We start from the raw sequence: 20,165 nt of genomic DNA on the forward strand, positions 1-20,165 counted from the left end.
TTATTTTCTCGGTAGGTTAGGAAAAAAAGGATAATTTCTTTTTGGGTTAGGGTGCAAAAGCACGTTTTTTGGGCTGTTAATATATTTCTCTAACTGCCAAAAAAAGCACGTGCATTAATAATATAAAAAGGAAGACTATAATGAGTCTCAAAAAAAGTTTAGCTGCTGCTGTTGCAGTTGCTTCAGTTTCCGCCTATGTGAATGCTGAAACTGTAGATGTTGGTATCGTATATACAGATCAAGCGGCAGCTTATACTGGCGATATTTCTGCAAAAATTGATCAGTATATTGCTTATGCCAATAACTCTTTTAAAAATAACCTTGTTGATATCCAGTTAAACTTGGTAGGCACAGCGAGAACTTCTACAGATCGACGCCCTACAGAAAGTGACATTGATACTATCACCGCGAGTAGCAGCTACCAGAACTGGCGTGCCTCAAAAAATGCGGATATGATAATTTTGCTGGGTATGGCCGAAACTGATGGTCGTTATACCACTTGTGGTATCGCCTGGGTTGGTCAAGGTAGCAATGGCACAATGTATGCTTCTACCCGTGATGAAGCTTATAGCATTACTGCCGTAGACTGTGGCTACAATACTTTTGTCCATGAGCTTGGTCACAATATGGGCTTGAGTCACTCTACTGCTCAGCAAGGTACTCCTGGTGTGTACTCCTATGGCTATGGCCACGGTGTACAAAATAGGTTTACTACGATTATGGCTTATCCGCATGTATTCGGTACTACAACCCAGTTTGATATTTTCTCAGATCCGGATTGGGTAGCCTGTGATGGTTTACCTTGTGGTGAAAGAAGAAATGGTGTTGATATCTCAAACGCATACCGTGCAATTGGCCCGATCGTAGACGATATTGCTGGTTATTACTAATCGGTTAATTTATCTCGCTGGATCATTTCATGTAAGCGCCTGTTAACACTCAGGTGTCTATATGCATTTAGTCTCACAGGCTAAAAGAAAACCAGGAGATCTTCTCCTGGTTTTCTGCTGTAAAAAAAGTTATTTAAAAATGAAATACTGATTGGGTAGCACGATACTATTTCTTCATTGGCTCCAATAAAAATAATATTAATTAACGCAAATACAAACAGTACTAAAAATCCTATCCCAACAGAAATCAAGATGGTACTAACAATAAAAATCCCCTGACTTATTTGTCGTGCACAACATCTACTGGCCCGTGATCATCGCAGTGATCCCCGTGGACATGGTGTAATCTCCCTTCCACGAGGTAATCAAAGTGGTCGCCATGGGGGATACGTTCGTGCCCACAGTCCTCCCCATGCACGTGGGTTGCGTGAGTGGCGGTCTTAACTGGATTACAGGCATCTGGGTTTCTCTTGCTTATTTCCAGTACATGTTCATCGTAGTGACCCTGATGAGGGTGATGCAGATGCCCGTCATGTACATAACATACGTGGTCGCCATGCTGGATGGCGGCATGGCCGCAGTGGGGGCCGTGTTTGTGGGAATGGTTGTGTGCCTGCTGGCAGTGGTTGTTGGCCATAACAGATCCTCGTATGAGATGGTGCTCAGGGCTCTTAGCATCTACTCACTAAATAGACAGCCGGATACCACCGGGTCACGTCCATTCATTAGGTGCTTAATAAGAACTGTAGGAATGCCGGCGATCTCTTTCAAAGGGATAGTTGCTGATTTACTTTTCTAAACTCGGCGCTGCCTGGGCATTCTGGCCAATTACGTGAGCCCTCTAGGAAGCGGTGTGACTATCTCTATAGATTTGACCTCAAATGCAGCTTGCAATCGATTGCATTGGCGGATTATAGTCATCATCGCGGTGTCGTCTCACAGGACAGGTTTGGCCGGGTTTTGCAATCGATTGCATTATTGTGCCGGCCACCAACACCAATAAATCAGATAAGAATGACGATGAGAGGGAAGTGTTGATGAATAAGAAACCTCTGGCGCGAGCAGTCTCCCTGGCGGCAGTATCACTTGGCTTCTGTAGTATCGCGATCGCCCAAGAAGCTGTTTCTCCAAGCAGTGATGAAAATCTAGTGATGGAAGAGGTGATTACTACGGGTACCCCAGGTGGTACCGGTATGCGCAAGCTGGATGCCAGCTTCTCAATCACCACTCTGAGTGACGACGAAATAGGTAAAGCCTCCCCATCAAGTACTGCGGATTTGCTGAAGTCCATCCCAGGCCTTTGGGTTGAAAGTTCTGGTGGTGTGTCTGGTGCGAACATTGATGTTCGAGGCTTTCCTGGTGGCAGCGATGCACCGTTTGTTACGGTTTCTATGAATGGTTTGCCGTTATATCCGGCTCCGACACTCTCTTTCATGGAAAACTCCTCCTTGTTCCGTGTGGATGAGACCATCCAGCGTGTAGAAGGCCTGCGCGGTGGACCCAATCCGGTATATTCCAATGGCCAGCCAGGTCTTACTACCAACTTTATTCTGAAAGAGGGTACTGAAGAGACCGAGGGCCGCTTTAAATACACCACCTCTGATTATGATCTTCAGAGGGCGGATGCCCTCCTGACGGGGAAGCTCAGTGAAGATGTGTACTTCATGATGGGCGGCTATGTGAGCTCTTCTCCCGGCATTCGCGATGCTGGCTTTGATGCCGAGGAAGGCCACCAGTTTACCTTGCACCTCACCAAGGAAATGGATAATGGCAAAGCCGGTTTCTATATACGCGATACCAAAGATACCGGCACCTGGTACCTGCCAAATGCCTCTTTTTTGGCAACTGATTACACTCAAGTTGGTCCCAGCAATCGCAAGGTTTCAGTACCTGTTTCCCAGGCCGACGGGAATGGTGGCTCAGAAACAAGCTGGGAAACCTTCGATATGGGTGAAGGGCGTGGCTGGGATGGCAGCGTAGCCGGTGCCTACCTTGAGCTGGACCTGGGTAATGGATGGAGTCTTACTGAAAGATTTGGACTTACCAGTGGCAATGCCGACACCCTGGGCTTTGTGCCCAATGGAGGTCCGGTCTCAATCGGTGATCTGCGATACACCGATGGTACAGCTGTAACTTCAGCTACTACAGTGTCTGGGGCAGAAGTCAGCGACGATACCCTGTTACAACAGTTTGGCGCCTGGGTAGTGCGGAAGGATATCGAGGCAACTACCAACGATATCAGCCTGTCCAAAGAATGGGACAGCTTCAAGGTTACAGCGGGCTATTACACCTCTAGCTGGGAAGTAGACGAGTGGTGGTCCCTTGGAAATCAGGATTACTATGTACTTGGTCACGATGGCGAGCAAATTGCGGAAGATATCTCCTGTGATGATGAGGAACTGGATCCCATCCTCTGCTGGAGCTACGACCTTGAAGCTGTGGGTGATGCCCGCGAAAACGCCTTTTATCTCGCCAGTGAATTCTACCTGGGTGATTTTACTTTCGACTTAGGGGTTCGTTCCGCCAACCGTGAGACCAATTACTCCGTTGACGATGGAGAGCGCAATGGGGTCTTTACCACTTACAAGGCGGATGAAGATGGATTCGCCTACACCGCTGCAGTGGATTGGGCCTTTGCGGAAAATATGGGAACTTTCTTCCGAATTAATTCCGGCTTTAAATTCGCGGACTTTGATAACTATCGCGAGTTTGGTGAGAGCTTCCTTGCCGGTTCCGATCTAATCATCGACATCGACCAATACGAGCTGGGCTACAAATTGCAGGACCAGGACTACTCGCTGTTTGCCACGCTCTTCTACAATGAAACCCAGGGTATGCCAGACTGCATTATTGGTAGTACCACTTGTACCCGCCTGGAAACAGAAGCCCTAGGCCTTGAGTTGGATGGTAAAGCCCATTGGGGTGATTTTACATTAGGCCTGAATGCAACCCTGCAAAAGCCGGAGATCACCAGTGGGGACTTTAAAGGTAATCAGGTGATGCGCCAGCCCGAATACCAGGTTCGCCTGAGCCAGAACTATGATTTTACCATTAACAACATTGATATGGCTGTTTTTGGAGGAATCAGTCGGGTAGGTGACCGCTTCAACGATAGCGAAAACTCAGTAACTCTACCCGGTTATACGAAAGTAGACTTGGGGGCCGTAGCCTATCTCAATGATATTACCGTACAACTGGCGGTGGATAATTTGACTGATGAGGATGGCATTACTGAAGGTGATCCCCGTGATCCCCTTGCTTCCAATGTTCGCTATATTTTGCCGCGTAATATCAAGCTAAGCGTGGCCTACGATTTTTAATCCCATACCTCTCCCAAAGGTATTTTAAGCTTTGCCGCACGAACTCCAGCGTGCGGCTTTTTTGTATCTCCCCATCGGGCACCCTTTCGACTTACCTTCCTGATAAGTAACAACTAGTGCCATCACGCTCTTTTTTGGATGCCTTTGCCTAAATTGGTTTCCCGCCTGTATAAAAGTAATATAAGTTTCACGCCCTTTTGGGATATGAAATAGATAGACAGGAATCTTATACTATCTGTGTTTGTTATTTACTGTAATTGAATCATCAAAAATAGAGTCCATTTTTGTGATGAAATATGAGGTTTTTCTGGGGTGAAAAGCTTGAATTGTGCCTCTTAGAGGGGGTTCTTCTTAAATGCACAAGTCAGATCAATTAGCAGAACCCTCACTAGGTTGTTGTTATGCTGGTTGCTATCCTTCAGATAGCTATTTAAATGTTATTCACCCATGGTGCTAAAACAATAAAAATAAAATTGTACGTTCCCACCGAGAATGGGAGTTATATTTATGAGCACGATGATATCAATGCGCCTGCAATTCATAGTGCGGTGAGAATCAACCCTGATAATGGAGAGATATTCATAGTACTTAGTAGTGGTGACGTTAACCTGGCATCGAAGCTGGGATATCACTGGACCCTCTGGCAAACAGGCTGCCCGGATTTTTCTCTGTCGAAAGAGCCCTTCATATTTCTTTGGGTCTATTCTCTATTGGATTACTATTAATTGTAATGTTTTTTCTTTTAAAGAATTTTATAGCTGCTAGGAGAAATAAAGGGTCTGAAGCTGCGTATAAAATTAATGGCGAAGCGCTGAAGTTAGTGTTCAAATTTTACGCCTTGCAGGGGATATTTTGCGTAGGTTTTTAATTGGTATAAGCACTTTCAAAGATTGCCTTCAAGACTTGAAATAGAAATATATTTTGTTGGAATTTTATTTTAAAATGCTGATACTGTTTTTAGTAGTGAAACAATGAATTTAAAGATTGGTGGATTTTCTATATGGGATAATTATAATTTATACTGTGGTAAGGCTTATATTTGATAAGCTAATAATTTATATAAAATTAAAGGTGGTTTTGAATATATGGGAGCGTGGATTAGCTTGTTCGTAGCGGGGCTCTTTGAGATTGTGTGGGCTGTGAGTATGAAATATTCGGAAGGTTTTACCAAGTTGTGGCCATCCGTAATTACTGTCATGGCTATGTGGATTAGTTTTGCCTTTCTGTCATATTCGCTTAAATATATACCAATAGGCACATCTTATGCTATATGGGTTGGTATAGGAGCAGTAGGTGTCGCAGTACTTGGTGTTGTATGGTTCAATGAGCCAATAACGCTTGCGCGTATTGCTTGTATATCTCTTATAGTGCTAGGTGTGGTAGGCCTCAAGTTGGTTGCATCTTCGGATGTGTCTGCTTAGGTCATTATCCACTAATGAGCAATTTGGGTATCGCTACGTTGCCCGAAACTTCCCAGGCTTAAAATTACCTGGCAGTAAGCTCAGGCCTTTTAGATGGCAAACTACTGATAAAACAACAGATGCAGGATGGAATTAATGTTACCTAATAAAATCTATCTAATAGATAGGTCAAAAGACCTGGTGGAAGCCTGGCGTCAGGTTTTTGAAGGAATTGATATTTTTGAAGTTGTAGAGGGAGATTATTTTTCGATATCCGCCGATGCCATGGTGAGTCCGGCCAATAGCTTTGGAATTATGGATGGAGGTTTGGATCTTCCAATCCGGAATACATTGGGTTTTGAAGTTGAGGAGAGGTTACAGGAAAGAATCAAGTCTGATTTCCATGGTGAGCTACCTGTAGGGGCGGCAATAATAGTTCCAACATCTAATGACAGTTGGCCGTACCTTATAGCTGCTCCAACAATGCGCGTGCCAGAAGATATATCCACTACGTTAAATGCTTATCATGCTTTCAGGGCTATTCTAAATTCCGTTCAGATGTTCAATCAGTCACCTAATGGCTGTCAGATAAATTCAATTGTATGTTCAGGATTGGGTACGGGAATAGGCAACTTATCAGTTAGGCGCTGTGCGGGACATATGAGGGCGGCCTATAGTTATCTGTCCAAGCCTTCCAGGATTCCAAGTTATAATGAGATTCATGAGTCCCATAAAAAGTTACAATTAACATACTAAGATTTTTTGATAAATTTTATTGAATTGATACTGGATTTTTGTAGTTCAATATTAATGGTCAGTATTTCCGGAGCAGCTAGTTATGAATACAGTCGAATTCAGGAGGCTCAACGCTATAAACCAGAAGGAATTATTAGCTGTTCTTAATGAAGATAAACTCAGAATGCATCTGATTGATCACGCATACTTTGATGACAATTCTCTGAAACACTGGGTCGAGGCCAAACTTATAGTTGACTCTCTTCCAGGTTGTCGAGTTAGAGCTGTCTGCATAGACGGTAAAATTGCCGGGTGGTGTGGGATCCAGCCAGATGATCATGGTTATGAGCTGGCAATTGTCTTATCCCAGAAATTTTGGGGGCTAGGGATAAGTTTGTTCAAGGTTTTGATGCGTTGGGCAAATGAACTCAAACATAAAGAAGTGCTATTTCATTTGTTGGATACCAGGCCAGATTATAAAGTATTGAGTAAAATTGCGAGTCGAGTGATTAAGACATATCAACTGGGGCGCAGCTTTAACACCTATTTTATTGATGTAAGGCGTAGCCTTATGGATAGTATTTAATAATCTGAGTGGTATCCCCTAGAAAGCCCGATTATAAGGACAGTTATAAATTGGGGGGGGATGGAACTAGATGGCCAATACTAGCAGTGGTGTCACTCAACGCCGAAGATAGATACTCATTATCTTCAAAGAATTAGACCGATCCAATGTACTCACCACGTGCTGGATAATCGTTTTCTTGGACAAATTCGAGTGCTCCGATCATTTCTTTGAAATGTGGACGCACGAAAGGCATGGTTTGCACTATGGCAAAATAGAGCGTGCTATCATTCCGAACCAGAAACACACCTGGTTCAGAGAAAAGGATAGGCTTTTCGATACCTACAGAAGTGGCTCCATGACCTGATGAAAGGTAAAGGCCCCACTCTTTTGCGACTTGCAGGGGCAAATTATAGCCAATACGTAAATCAGGGTAAGCAACCTTTTCAGCCATCTTTATGGCATTATTTTTGTCGTCTGAGGATACTGCTATTGTTTTAACTCCTTTCGCAAGGAATTCAGGCGTCAAACGGCCAAGTTCCTTCAAGTAAGAAACGCAGATAGGGCAGTGAAAGCCACGATAGAACACAACCAGAGTTGCGTAACCGGGGGCGTCTTTAGATAAGTCAAATGTACCGGATGATAAGGTTTCCACGACCAGATTAGGTACAGGATGTTGGGGGGATTCGCATTGTTTTCTTCTCATTATCATTCTGTAGAATGTGTTGCAGCTGTTTGAACAAGTAGATTTTAAACTGTAAAAGTTTGGTTTAGAATCTAGACAGGCACTGTGATTTCATTGATTGTGAAGTTTTGTATAACCATAAATACATCAAGTTACCTATTTTCTGGTGAAGCGCAATTAATACTGTCGACATAGCTGTCAATATAGCTGAAATTCGGTCAGCCAGAGTAAGTGTATTTGGTTTGGTAGAAAGAAAATTGGCGCTTTTTTGGATGTTTTTTTTAATCAGTAACGCGAGATAGTATTAATATCCGTTATCGATTTTGAATTAAGGGTAAGCAGAAGTCATCATAAAATGAAGAAAGTAGCGATATTTGGAAAGCCTGGGGGAGGAAAGTCTACTCTTGCCATGAATCTGGCTGCTGTTACGGGTCTTAAATATTTCCCACTGGATACGGTAGAGTATAATAAAAATGGTGAGCGTATTTCTCCTGAAGATTTTTTGGGCGAACACTCTGAACTAATTGAATCTGATAACTGGATAATTGATGGCTTGGGTACGATGGAGTCGTTTTGGGCACGTATTGATGCAGCCGATACGCTCATTATTGTTGACTTGCCATATTATATTCATTACTGGTGGATTACTAAAAGGTTGTTAAAAAGTTGTTTTGTGAGGCCCGTAGGTTGGCCTGAGGGCAGTTCCGTTCTAAAAGGTACATTCGCAAGCTGGCAATACTTGCGATTATCACCCAGATTCTGGAGTGATGAATTATTTGATAAAATACAATCTCTAGGCGAAAACAAAAAGATATACAGGATTGAGAAGGTAGATGAGATTAATAGTTTTGCGCATCGATTTTCGAGAACTGATACTAATATTTAGCCGGTAAACTTATCAAATAAATAGGCGTATTTATGTCTAAAATACATGGTTTTGCCTATATTCAATTTTGCTTCGATTGCTTGATTGTAAAATTTTATAAGTTGTCATTCTTTGCTGCATACAAATTGATATCCCGGGTGTTGGGCAATGTCTAAGTGTTTGAGCCGGTGTTGTTTTATAACTGCAGGCCTTTCTTAGGCATTAAACTCTTCCTTTGTCTACCTCAATCAATTTCTCTTAACGGTGCTATGCTTAGTGTTTTTATTATCGGAGCATTGCCAGGTGACTCGAGACATCTTTCTAAAAGTTGGGCTTATTGTGGTACTTGCCCTAAATACTACGGCTCAATCAATTGCTTTTACGACTAAGGAAGATCGGCATAAAGCGGAGAGTTTGATCCAACAGCTTGAAAAAAAATACCTTAGTAATGAGGTGCCCATTATTATTAAAAAACTTGAGGACAATGTATTGCCAGATTCAATATTGCAAGCATTTGCGTTGGAACAGCATTTGATCATTCAGTCAGATCTTCGTAGCAATGCACTATCTTTACATCGATTTGGAGGTTCCTCAAGTCAAATAGTTCGACAGTTCTTTACTCGGCTGGTCACCGGTGAGGTTATGGCCAGTGAGCAGTTGCCAGCTCTTATCAAGGCCCTAGAGATCTCTGATAAACAAATTAACGAGTACCAACCATTAGCCGGAGCACAAGCATACCCAGCTTATACTACGTGGTTGGCAAATTATGCTATGCCTGCGGAAATTGCTGCTGCATTGTTGATCAATTTTCAGAGTTTTGGTAAAAATGTTGGACGCATGGCTAAGGCGCTTAAACAGAATAAGAAAATGTCAGACAGCCAGCTCGCATTCTTAATCAGTTTTAGAGAATTGCCCCCTGGATTTCGAGAGCAAGTAATAGATATAGTTGCCAAGGGTTTGGCTTCAGGAATAAGTGAGTTAAATATCGAAACACGTGTTAGGCTTATTCAGTCCTATGAAAAGGAATTCTGGCGAGCACTGGAAAATTCTGGTGATACCAAACGGAATTCCAATTAACCAGTTTATTGGTTCTTTATGGTAGAGAGTATCGGGAATAGATGAATTGACTAATATAATAAACTTGATATAAACAATATATTGGCTTATGAAAGACATAAAGTATTTCAATGATATGTGTGCTGGGAGGTTGCCTGAACTACTTGGTATAAAAATTATTAATTTGGATGAGTTAAAAATATGCGCAGAAATGGATATTACAGCGTCGCATTTAGCTCCAAATGGATACCTGCATGCCGGTAGTGTTGTTTCATTGGCAGATACTGCTTGTGGTATTGGCTGTATTGCAAATTTACCAAAGACTGCAACGGGTTTTACTACTATAGAACTGAAATCGAATCACTTAAGTACTGTACGGGAGGGAAGAGTAGAGTGCATCGCGAGCCCTATACATAAAGGGCGCACTACTCAGGTTTGGGATGCTGTAGTGCTTTGCCTAAAAACTGGTAAAAAAATTTCTCTCTTTCGCTGTACGCAAATGCTGTTGTACCCATAGTCCCATCTGTAGGATATTGTAGAGAAGTACCTTAATGGAGAAGTATTGATTATGTCATGGGCATATTGAGAAAAAATACTTTTTTAAAATCCCATGGCTATTAGCCGGCTTAACTGTGGCTCATAGGTAGCTTTATTCTATGTACCAATATGATTCTGGTGTGAGATTTGGTACCGCTGTGAATTTTTCTAATATAGTCATATTTTATAAAACTTTGTATGGGTTCCCAAGTCATACCACCAGTGAAGTTAATATCAAGTATATAGCCCTGGCGTTCTTTCATGATTAAAATTCTATTGTTGGTACTCACTCTCTTATTGATTTCTTTATCAACTGTTGCTAACGACCCGAAGCGAAATCAAATTGGTAGCTGGGGAGGTGTCATATTCAAAAGTGATCCTTTATTGAATTTACATCTTTTCCTGTATGAGTTGGCAAGAGATAGGGATGCTCTGGAGGAGTTCAAGAGTAATGGTGCCATCACTTCTAGTAAGATTTCCATCTTTGAGAAGGCGATTAAAGATTATCGTAAACTTGGGGCGGAAAATAATATTCATATTGTTAGGTCTGAATCTGAAATAGCAAATTTAACTGAAGCTCTGATGACCGGTAAGGGTATTGACAATAGTGAGGCAGAGAATACGTTGGGTCACCATATAAATGAGATTGCTCCATTATATAATGCAACCCTGTGGGGGAAGCACTTAGAGAAGAATCTGGAGTGGCACCAGGAGTTGCAATTTAAGCTAAAGAGGTATGGCAATAAAATATCTGCAGATCTTGAGAGATTGTTTGCTGAAGATTTAATAGTTAATACTCATACGATCAATATTACTTACAAGCCGGGCTTGCGCCAGGGGGCGACAACTTCTGCAAGACGCCACCAAACTATCATCAATAGCACCTATCCAGATTATAGTGGCTGGTTGGCTTTGGAAATGTTCTTTCATGAACTGTCTCACGTTAGTAGTGTTGGAAGAAAAAGTACACTCCGAAGACTGATTGATAAAGAATTTGACAAGTTTGGTGTGGCTGACAAAAAGGGGATATGGCATCCGATTCAGTTTTATACAGTTGGCGAGACTGTGAGAAGGGCTGTTTCAAGGGTTGAGCCTAATTATACGGCCTATGCGAAAGCAAATGGGTTATATAGAGGACACTGGGACTATAAGGTACTTCTTGATAAATATTGGATGCCGTATCTTGATGGCTTGGTCTCCATGGATGAAGCTATAACCAATATTGCTAAAGCCCTTTCAAAAGAGAAGAGTAAAGAATTGACTAAATTTAAAATGTGGGGAAATAAAAGTGCAACCTAAAAACCTGTCTGAACATCCTGAGGGTGGAAGATATCTTGAGGTATTCAGGTCTAATACTGTAGTTACCAATCAAGATGGGCAGAAAAGGTCTGCCCTTACACATATTTATTTTTCATTGAATAATGGGGAGGTTAGTCGTTTTCATAGGGTGCAATCAGATGAAGTATGGAACCTGTATCAAGGCGCTGGATTGTATCTCTATACCTGGGATGGGTTAGGTAAGGAAGTTAAGCGAACTGAGCTTTCTACACAATGTAATACTTTCTGTGATGTTATTCCTGCTGGGGTCTGGCAGGCAGCTGAACCTATCGGAGAATCGGTTCTGGTGGGTTGTTCTGTCGGCCCCGGCTTTGATTTCTCTGATTTTGAGATAATTGATCCACGGTCAGGTACGGCCAATAAGCTACGAAGTATAGACTCCGGTTTTCAAAAGTTTATAGAGCCATAGCAATACATATGAACTGACTGGATATAGAGGGAGTGGATAGATATGTTTGAGCTGGGAGTAAATATTTCCTTAACTTTACTTTTTGGCTGGTCTTTAGTTTGGGTTTTCCTTGCCTGGGGATTGGGAGTTGCCAACTTTGCGCAGGCACATGACAAGTTTGTAAGCTGGTTGGGCTATTGTGTTTGGGGCTTGTTAATTTTGCTGCATTTTTATGCAATATATGCTTTGTGGATGAATCTATTCCCGGCCTATTGGATGGTTATTATTCTGTTCATATCACATTTGCTCTTTGGATTTGTTTTTGGTCGAAACCTCAGTGCTCGTTAAGAGCTCAAGTGAGATTTACCGAAGTGTACTTGCCCCTAACATAGATCTTTTCCCTCTCTACACAGAAGTGACTACCAAATATGACTATGCTCCGGTAAAGCTGAGTAGCCAGTTTCCAAACCTGCTACTCAGCTTGTATAGCGATATCTAGGGACCTTGATTAACTGACAGCAGCTGCTCTAATTGCCGAGAGAAAGAAGTCTTTTGGATCGAACATCTCTAGGCTGCCGACAATATAGTCGGCACTTCCAAGCGTACTCTCACTTCCTACACCGACAGCAGTCATTCCCTGTGCGGCCTTGATAGCGGTAACACCGGCTGCGGCATCTTCAAAGGCAATGCAGAATTCAGCTTCAACCTGCAGGCCTTGTGCGGCTGCGAGAAAAATTTCCGGAGACGGTTTGGGAGCTGATTGCTCCGGGTCCGCAATGTATGAGAAGAAATCTGATATCCCCAAAGCTTGCAAAACGGCCGGAGCATTTTTACTTGCGGAGGCCAGAGCGATGGGAATTTTTCTCTCGTATAGCCAAGCCAGGAGTTTACCTGCACCTGGCAGAAGATCTTCTGGGGAGAGGCTGCGAATCAATTCCTGATAGCGACTATTTTTACGGGAGGCCAGGGCGAGCTTTGTTTCCTCACTGAAATTACCGCTCTCCCCCCCGAGAATGACTTCTAGAGAGGCCATTCTTTCAAGTCCCTTTAGTTTTTCCTCTGTGTCGTCAGCCCAGGGGCGTTGCAGGGCCTCAGCGAGTTGACGCCAGGCTTGCAAATGTAATCGGGCTGTATCTGCTATTACGCCATCCAGGTCAAAAATTGCCGCACGATAGATCATCAAGATACCTCCTCCATCGCTGCCATTTGGAAAGTTTGCTTTTGTCCGGCTGTGCTCAGCATTACTACCTCTTCGCCGTGATACAGGGTGATTGCCTCTCCGCTTACCAGGGTATAGCTGGCTTGAAGGCGATCGATTTCCAGGGCAAGCGTACGACCGCGGAATTGAAGGCGGAAACGATAGCCGTCCATCCCCTCGGGCACGTAGGGATTAAAGTTCAGTTCGTTGCTGTGCAGGCGCATTCCAGCAAAACCTTGCACCATGCACATCCAGGTACCGCCCATGCATGCGGTATGAATACCATGCTGGGTATTATTGTGATGGTTATCCAGGTCCATACGCGCTACCTGCTGAAAATAGCTGAGAGCTTTTTCCGGATAACCGACTTCGCTGGCAATAATGCTGTGTATACATGCAGACAAGGTGGAGTCGTGGGTGGTGAGAGGCTCGTAAAAATCGAAATCGCGGCGCTTTTGCTCTACTGAAAATTCGGGACTTTGTAATAAAAGCCCAAGCACAACATCTGCCTGCTTACAAACTTGATGCCGATAGATAACCAGCGGGTGATAGTTCAGTAATAAGGGATACTTTTCTTCAGGTGTCTCGGCAAAATTCCATACCGGCTTGTTCAGGAAGCCATCGTCCTGGGGATGGATACCTTCAGATTTGTCATAGGGAAGGTACATGGCCTCGGCTGCGCGGGCCCAGTTTGCAGGTTCTTCCGACTCCAGCTGGATTTTTTTAACCAAAGTTTGGCAGGCTTCCGGGTCGAAAGATTGTAGCCATTGGAAGACCTCTTCCGCATATTCCAGATGCGCACGAGCCATCAGGTTGGTGTAGAAATTGTTATCTACTAACGCGGTGTATTCGTCTGGTCCGGTGACTTCATTGATGCAGAATTGGTTGTTACGACGCGGATTGAAGTGGCCGATCTCCATCCACATCCGCGCGCCTTCAATGACTACTTCCGCACCTTTATCTCGTAGGAAATCAGTATCGCCAGTTACCCGGCAGTAGTTACGTACCGCATAGGCGATATCTGCATTGATATGGTATTGGGCGGTACCGGCGGGATAGTAGGCTGAACACTCTTCACCACCAATTGTTCGCCATGGGAAGAGGGCACCTTTTTGAATGGCCATCTGCCGCGCGCGGGAACGTGCAGACTCCAGAATTGAGTGCCGGTATTCCAAAAGTCCTTTTGCCAATTGTGGCTGGGTATAAAGGAAAAATGGCAACACATAGATTTCTGTATCCCAGAAATAGTGGCCGTCGTAGCCGTCACCGGATAGGCCTTTCGCAGCAATATTAGTGCGCCCATCCCTACCCAGTGATTGGAATAAGTGAAACAGGTTAAAGCGAATCCCCTGTTGCAAGGCATCGTTGCCGCTGACCTGGATATCCGATTCCCGCCAAAAATTCTTCATTTCCAAGTGTTGAGCTTGAGCATGTTCTGTAAAACTATTACGCGCACAACGTTGAAGGTAGTTTTGTACCTGTGAGGCGGTTAAAGGTGCTTTGTTCTGTTCGGCAAAGTAGGCAACATATTTTGTGAGGCGAATTGGGGTATTCCGGTACGCGCTAAAGCGGTAATCCACCGAGACGCAATCTTCACTGCGGAGATTGCTGGAGGTGAAATCATTATTACTTTCACAGTGGTGTAGTGCCCCACTACAGATAGAGAAGCCGCTGCTTTTAACGAATAATGGCAAAGCGAGATAGTCGCCATCGGCAGTACTTTCAAGCCACTCAATATCTCCACTATCTATAGGTGAGGCTAAGCGGGGATCATCACTGCGATCCGCCTGGGCCAAGTCTCCGTCCAAGCGAGATTGCAAGCGTATTTCGCCATCAAAATCGAGGGGAGTTATTTCCAGGCTGACGATAAGCAGGTGCTTTTCACTCAGGGAGACCAGTCGCTGGGCGGTAAGCTCAATGGTCTTGCCGTGGGGTGAACGCCAAGTCAGCGTTCGTTTGGATATGGCGGTGGAGATATCCAGGTGGCGCTCATAATTGATCAGCTCGCCTTCTGACAAGCTGAAGCGCTCACCGTCAATCCAAATGTGAATCGATTTGCCATCCGGAACTGTCAGCATGCGCTGGTTGTTGCGAGCATAGCCGTAAGCGGATTCGCCGTAGCTGATCGGTTCACTGGCATAGACACCGTTGAGGTAGCAACCATCGGTGAATGGTTCCGGTTCATAGCCCTCTTCAAATGCGCCACGCAGACCGATATACCCGTTACCGAGAGAGAAGAGGGTGGCGTTGAGGCAATAATCCTCGGGTTGGAAGCTATTTTCTACCAGGCTCCAGGGATGAATCTCGTGTTTGACTTGTTGTTCTTGCTTCATACCACATCACAGAATCAGTTATTTAGGTTCCACCCCAAGCGGTTGCTTTTCTTGGGCAGGCAGGTTTCAGTCTATCTCCAATTGATATTATTATGCAATCGATTGCAACTGTGAGCATGTAAAGATTATAACCATGAATATCGACTGGATCTCATAAACAGATATATCCATAAGTGATTGATATTTAAAAATAAAATAGTTTATTAGAGTGATGAACTGATTGGTTTTGTGACTGGATTGAAAGAAAGGTATCCACTTAATATTCCACATTAAATGCAATCGTTTGCATTAAGTGAGTACTTTAAGCAATACTGAGGCCTCAGGCGATGATCACGCAGGTTTCATTAGCCTCACAAAATTAGATCAAAAAATGTACAATAACAGGCTGGTACGGCTTAGCGCCTGAGCCATAGACCGATGAAGAATTTGTTATGAATAATCAGCGCATACTGCTTTCCCTATTCGCCATTTATTTTGTGTTTGCCATTCTGCTAAACAGCGTGGGCACAGTAATCATGCAGGTAATCAATACTTATGGTGTGAGTAAATCTGCCGCCAGTGTATTGGAGGGTTTTAAGGATATCCCTATCGGTGTGGTTTCATTCCTGGTGGCTTCTCAGCTGCCACGCTTGGGATTCAAGAAAGCGATGTTGATAGGTCTGGCGATTGTTGCTGTGGCTTGTACCGCTATGCCGATACTGCCGGGGTTCTGGACAGCCAAACTGCTGTTTCTGTCTGTTGGTGTCGCCTTCGCTTTGGTCAAAGTCGCTGTTTATTCAACCGTTGGTTTGCTTGCGAGAGATCGCAAAGAACATGCGAGCCTGCTAAATACCCTCGAGGGGGTTTTTATGGTGGGTGTGTTGGGGGGCTATTGGCTTTTTAGTGCGTTCATTGATTCCGCCAACCCTGGCTCAACTACCTGGTTAAGCGTCTACTGGGTATTGGCAGCTATTTGTGCTGTCGCCTTCGTCCTGCTGTGGACTACTGAAATGAATGAATCGGGGACTCGTATTGAGGGGGCCAGCCCTCGTCAGGAGTTCCTGGCAATGATCAAGCTAATGGCCAAACCGCTGGTATATATCTATGTGATTTCTGTGTTTATCTATGTGCTGATTGAGCAGGGAATCGGCAGTTGGCTGCCTACATTTAACAATGAGCTTCTTAAGCTGCCGGCTGCTATGAGTGTCCAGGCGGCCAGTATTTTCGCAGCAGGCTTGGCGATAGGGCGGCTCGGTGCGGGGGCTATCATGCGGCGTCTGCACTGGTACCCGGTTCTCAATATCTGCCTGTTGGCAATGGCGCTGTTGGTAGTATTAACCTTGCCATTGTCGAGTAATGTCCAGCCAGATCCAGATATCAGCTGGCTCAATGCGCCGATAGCCGCATTTGTCCTCCCATTGATAGGCTTGTTTATGGCCCCCGTATACCCGGCGATCAACTCAGTGATGCTGAGCTCACTGCCCACACACCAACACTCCGCAATGACCGGGTTACTGGTGATTTTCTCTGCATTGGGGGGGACAACGGGCTCACTAATAACAGGAACCGTTTTTGAGGTATTCGATGGCCAGGTGGCTTTTTATCTGTCGCTGGTTCCTATTTCAGTGATTCTTATTAGCTTATTCTTCTTCCGTCGTGCAGTGGAGCGGCAGGTACCTGGTGAGCAGGCGCTACCGGCCAGCCCGGTGACCTGATCGAAATTTGTCCCTGTTTTACAAATATTTACCACACCCCTAAGATGGCGTATTTCCCGTGAACAAGGTGAAGTACGTCATGCCGAAGGATTCCTCCTCTCCCGTATCCATGTCAGATATTGCACGGTTGGCGGGAGTCTCAGAATCCACGGTTTCCCGCGCTCTGAACAATAATCCGCTGATCAACGAAAAGACCCGTGAGCGTATTCAGCAGATTGCGCGGAGCATGAATTACAAGATTAATGAGAGCGCGCGCAACCTGCGTTTGAAGCGTAGCCATACCATTTCAGTGGTGATCAATACCGGTTGCGCGGGTGGCCAGACGTTTTCCGATCCCTTTATGCTGGACATGATTGGTGCCATTGCCGATAAATTGGCACAGTACAAGTACGATTTGCTGTTCTCTAATAGTATTGCCAGCAATGACGATTGGCACTCCTACCTGATGGGTTCTCGTCGTGCCGATGGGGTCATAGTGATTGGCCAGGGCGTGGATGACAACCCGCTGCGGGAGTTACAGAAACTGGGAGATCCCCTGGTGGTTTGGGGGGGCACCACCAAGCCGGGCTCGGAATACTGCATTGTAAGCAGTGACAACCAGATGGGGGGGCACCAGGCAACTAAGCACCTGCTTAGCCTGGGGCGCAGAAAAGTTATCTTCTTGGGCGACACCGCTCACCCGGAAATCAATGGTCGCTACGAGGGGTACCGCACGGCACTGACTGATACTGGGCTGGGTAAAACTGAACGACAGATTCCGGTGTCTTTCTCTAGTGAGAGTGGTTACCAGACAATTATCGATTTGATTGGTCGGGAGGGGCTGACTTTCGATGGGGTATTCGCAGCCAGTGACAGCATCGCCATGGGTGCAATCAAGGGCTTGCAGGCATTGGGCCATAGGGTGCCAGAAGATGTAGCGGTGGTGGGCTTTGATGATATTCCCATCGCGCCTTTCTATACCCCACCTCTCACTACTGTGCGCCAGAATATTCACCGCGCTGGCGAGTTGATGGTTGAGAAGGTTATGCGGCTTGTAGGGGGGCAAAGTGCTGAGCCAGAAGTTTTGCCCACTGAGCTGGTGGTGCGGGCTTCCTGTGGTGCAAACCCCGAATACCAGCCGGTTCAGGAGTTCTTCCAAGAGGGGCATGGTTAAAGTAACCTCTATTCCCTTATCTTTGCCAGTTATTCCCCTCTCCTCAGAGGTTTCTCTACTTGGTCCCGCAATTGAGGCTCCGCAGAAACGGTGGAGTCCATTTATCACCTCTTAGGTGGATTCCTATCGTATTTTGGTGCCGTTGGTGTCCGATGCCTACAAGCTGGGCGTGATTACCAGCATCGCTGCTATGGCAGACATTGTACCCTCATAAATATGTTGGGTACTTAACAGCATTCGTTATATTTTCGGCTTATCTATACAAATTGCGGTTGATAAAAACACCTTATAAAAATCCTCAGCAGCATGTAACTCAATGTTTCAATTTCTAGGAAGGACATAGATTCAATTGCAACCAGGATTAGATAAGTAATATGAATGCGGGAATCATCTCCTTGAGCCACACTTTCGAGATAACTTTCCTATCAAGTTGATACTTTGGTAATTAATATGGCGGAAGAAAGAACGCCTCTCACAAAGACCCAATTCTTGGGCCTGACAGCGTTAAGCCTGGCTGTATTTCTAATTGCGAATGATTTCACTGCGTTCTCTGTGGCAATACCCGCCATGGAAAAAGAGTTTAATTCTGATATCACTACGGTCCAGTGGGTAATCAATGGTTATACCCTGGTTTTTGGTGTTCTAATTATTTCCGGTGGTCGTTTGGCAGACATGTTTGGGCGCCGACGAATATTCTTTATAGGTACCGCTATTTTTGTATTTTTCTCCCTTCTGGGCGGACTGGCTGTAGATGTTTGGATGCTATTGATTTCGCGAGCATTAATGGGTATCGGCGGAGCAATGATGTGGCCGGCGATACTGGGAATGATTTATGGTTTGATGCCCGAGGATCGCTCGGGTCTTGCTGGTGGCTTGATCATGGCGGTGTGCGGAGCATCAAATGCGATTGGCCCCATGCTGGGGGGGACACTGACAGATTTACTGAGTTGGCGTTGGATCTTCTTTATTAATGTACCTATAGCAATCTTGGCGTGCTTTGTCTGTTGGCGGGTTGTAGCTGATGACAGTCCTGAAGAGGTGCGTGAGCGTATAGATTATGCCGGAGTAACTGCTCTTACAGTTTCCTTATTTGGACTGCTGGTTGCCCTGGATCTCGCTGTGGATTTTGGTTTTAAGAGTCCGTTAATAGTAGCGCTGTTTTCGATATTTTTATTGTTTATAGGCTTATTTGTGATCATTGAGCGCAACGCTGGTAAGGATGCACTGATTCCTCAGGATGTAGCGAGTAACAGCAAATTCTTTGCTGCCGGTATTGCTACTCTACTACTTTCAGTGGTTTTCTTTGCCGCACTTTTGTATGTACCGCAATTTCTAACCAAGGTTCGCGGCTACTCGGCAATGGCGTCAGGTATGGGCTTATTGCCGATGATGATCGTATTTGGCCTGGTATCTTACGTTTCAGGAAGTTTGTATGAACGGTTAGGGGCCAAGGTAATCGTTTCTGCCGGAACGGTGTGTATGTGTGCCGGAATGTTTATGTTGTCACACCTACATGAAGACACCCAATATTCCAGTATGATTCCCGGACTAATGATACTGGGAGCCGGTATAGGGCTCTTTTATTCAACCATTACCACAGCTGCAATTACTGTTGTTGATCCATCCAGGTCAAGCCTGGCCGGGGCGATTCTCTATATGTTCCAAATTGCTGGTGGTGCTCTCGGATTGGGAATGAATACCACTATTGTAGTTATGGCACCGGATTTACCAACAGGTATAGACCGTGCATTTACAGTCAATGCTTACTTGGCTCTGGCGGGATTGATAGTTTGTATTCTGTTTGTGAGTGGTAAAACTATAGAAGTGGAGATAGAGGAGGAAGGCATCCTTTAGCAATAGTAGAATTCCTTCCAAAGCCAACTATTAATTTACTTTTCTTTCGGCAGTGTCTAATTGAAAGTCGCTAATAATCGACGTGTATTGAAGTAAAATAACGTGATAGTTTGAATCCTGCCAAAACTATTAATTACCCCTTTGTGAGTGGTAT

Annotated in this window: 18 protein-coding genes; 14 read left to right on the forward strand and 4 right to left on the reverse strand. The window is 44.7% G+C overall.

All coding sequences use genetic code 11. From position 1 onward, the window contains the following. Positions 1-140: 140 nt before the first annotated feature. Complete coding sequence (locus ACJJI7_RS15305; RefSeq protein WP_444901795.1) at positions 141-890, forward strand: M12 family metallo-peptidase; 750 nt, start codon at positions 141-143, stop codon at positions 888-890. 280 nt (positions 891-1,170) lie between these two features. Here ACJJI7_RS15305 and ACJJI7_RS15310 read toward each other — a convergent pair whose 3' ends face one another. Further along, positions 1,171-1,527 carry a hypothetical protein gene (locus ACJJI7_RS15310; protein ID WP_083922811.1) on the reverse strand — a complete coding sequence of 119 codons (357 nt, stop codon included), beginning with the start codon at positions 1,525-1,527 and terminating at the stop codon, positions 1,171-1,173. A gap of 400 nt (positions 1,528-1,927) precedes the next feature. Between ACJJI7_RS15310 and ACJJI7_RS15315 the strand changes: the two genes are divergently transcribed. The 4 genes from ACJJI7_RS15315 (at position 1,928) to ACJJI7_RS15330 (ending at position 6,931) form a co-directional block, all read left to right on the forward strand. Next, the gene (locus ACJJI7_RS15315; protein ID WP_020414959.1) at positions 1,928-4,210 is read left to right on the forward strand and encodes a TonB-dependent receptor; all 2,283 of its coding nucleotides are present in this window, start codon (positions 1,928-1,930) and stop codon (positions 4,208-4,210) included. A gap of 1,145 nt (positions 4,211-5,355) precedes the next feature. Further along, positions 5,356-5,631 (forward strand): DMT family transporter, encoded by a 276-nt coding sequence (locus ACJJI7_RS15320; protein ID WP_475717083.1) that lies wholly within the window; start codon positions 5,356-5,358, stop codon positions 5,629-5,631. 126 nt (positions 5,632-5,757) lie between these two features. Continuing rightward, a complete protein-coding gene (locus tag ACJJI7_RS15325; protein ID WP_282950962.1) occupies positions 5,758-6,366 on the forward strand; it encodes a macro domain-containing protein in 609 nt (202 codons plus the stop codon). An 82-nt stretch (positions 6,367-6,448) separates the two neighbouring features. Continuing rightward, on the forward strand, positions 6,449-6,931 hold the full coding sequence (locus ACJJI7_RS15330; protein ID WP_282950961.1) for a GNAT family N-acetyltransferase: 483 nt from the start codon (positions 6,449-6,451) through the stop codon (positions 6,929-6,931). A 133-nt stretch (positions 6,932-7,064) separates the two neighbouring features. Here the strand turns inward: ACJJI7_RS15330 and ACJJI7_RS15335 are convergent, their stop codons facing one another. Next, a complete protein-coding gene (locus ACJJI7_RS15335) occupies positions 7,065-7,616 on the reverse strand; it encodes a peroxiredoxin-like family protein (RefSeq protein WP_282950960.1) in 552 nt (183 codons plus the stop codon). 334 nt (positions 7,617-7,950) lie between these two features. Between ACJJI7_RS15335 and ACJJI7_RS15340 the strand changes: the two genes are divergently transcribed. The 6 genes from ACJJI7_RS15340 to ACJJI7_RS15365 all read left to right on the forward strand — a co-directional run bounded on the left by ACJJI7_RS15340 (position 7,951) and on the right by ACJJI7_RS15365 (position 12,127). Continuing rightward, complete coding sequence (locus tag ACJJI7_RS15340) at positions 7,951-8,481, forward strand: P-loop NTPase family protein (protein WP_282950959.1); 531 nt, start codon at positions 7,951-7,953, stop codon at positions 8,479-8,481. A 282-nt stretch (positions 8,482-8,763) separates the two neighbouring features. Next, positions 8,764-9,537: a thiaminase II/PqqC family protein gene (locus ACJJI7_RS15345; RefSeq protein WP_353375158.1), complete on the forward strand. Its 774-nt coding sequence runs from the start codon at positions 8,764-8,766 to the stop codon at positions 9,535-9,537. Between the two features lie 88 nt (positions 9,538-9,625). Then, on the forward strand, positions 9,626-10,033 hold the full coding sequence (locus tag ACJJI7_RS15350; protein ID WP_020414967.1) for a PaaI family thioesterase: 408 nt from the start codon (positions 9,626-9,628) through the stop codon (positions 10,031-10,033). 281 nt (positions 10,034-10,314) lie between these two features. Continuing rightward, positions 10,315-11,352, forward strand: coding sequence for a hypothetical protein (locus ACJJI7_RS15355; protein WP_444901794.1), 1,038 nt, complete (start codon positions 10,315-10,317; stop codon positions 11,350-11,352). Then, the gene (locus ACJJI7_RS15360) at positions 11,342-11,800 is read left to right on the forward strand and encodes a cupin domain-containing protein (RefSeq protein WP_020414970.1); all 459 of its coding nucleotides are present in this window, start codon (positions 11,342-11,344) and stop codon (positions 11,798-11,800) included. The genes ACJJI7_RS15355 and ACJJI7_RS15360 overlap by 11 nt, the downstream gene beginning before the upstream one ends. 42 nt (positions 11,801-11,842) lie before the next feature. Further along, positions 11,843-12,127, forward strand: coding sequence for a hypothetical protein (locus tag ACJJI7_RS15365; RefSeq protein WP_282950956.1), 285 nt, complete (start codon positions 11,843-11,845; stop codon positions 12,125-12,127). Positions 12,128-12,287: 160 nt separating this feature from the next. On the opposite strand, the gene pgmB is transcribed toward ACJJI7_RS15365, so the two are convergent. Beyond that, positions 12,288-12,959: a beta-phosphoglucomutase gene (gene pgmB / locus ACJJI7_RS15370; RefSeq protein WP_444902644.1), complete on the reverse strand. Its 672-nt coding sequence runs from the start codon at positions 12,957-12,959 to the stop codon at positions 12,288-12,290. After that, entirely contained in the window at positions 12,959-15,310 is a 2,352-nt protein-coding gene (locus ACJJI7_RS15375) for a glycoside hydrolase family 65 protein (RefSeq protein ID WP_444901793.1), read from the reverse strand. The genes pgmB and ACJJI7_RS15375 overlap by 1 nt, the downstream gene beginning before the upstream one ends. Before the next feature lie 431 nt (positions 15,311-15,741). On the opposite strand from ACJJI7_RS15375, the gene ACJJI7_RS15380 reads away from it, so the two are divergent. The 3 genes from ACJJI7_RS15380 to ACJJI7_RS15390 all read left to right on the forward strand — a co-directional run bounded on the left by ACJJI7_RS15380 (position 15,742) and on the right by ACJJI7_RS15390 (position 20,011). After that, positions 15,742-17,004, forward strand: coding sequence for an MFS transporter (locus tag ACJJI7_RS15380; protein WP_444901792.1), 1,263 nt, complete (start codon positions 15,742-15,744; stop codon positions 17,002-17,004). Positions 17,005-17,083: 79 nt separating this feature from the next. Beyond that, entirely contained in the window at positions 17,084-18,157 is a 1,074-nt protein-coding gene (locus tag ACJJI7_RS15385) for a LacI family DNA-binding transcriptional regulator (protein WP_444901791.1), read from the forward strand. Between the two features lie 450 nt (positions 18,158-18,607). Then, the gene (locus tag ACJJI7_RS15390) at positions 18,608-20,011 is read left to right on the forward strand and encodes an MFS transporter (protein WP_020414977.1); all 1,404 of its coding nucleotides are present in this window, start codon (positions 18,608-18,610) and stop codon (positions 20,009-20,011) included. Positions 20,012-20,165: the final 154 nt, after the last annotated feature.

The organism is Microbulbifer variabilis (assembly GCF_056232115.1).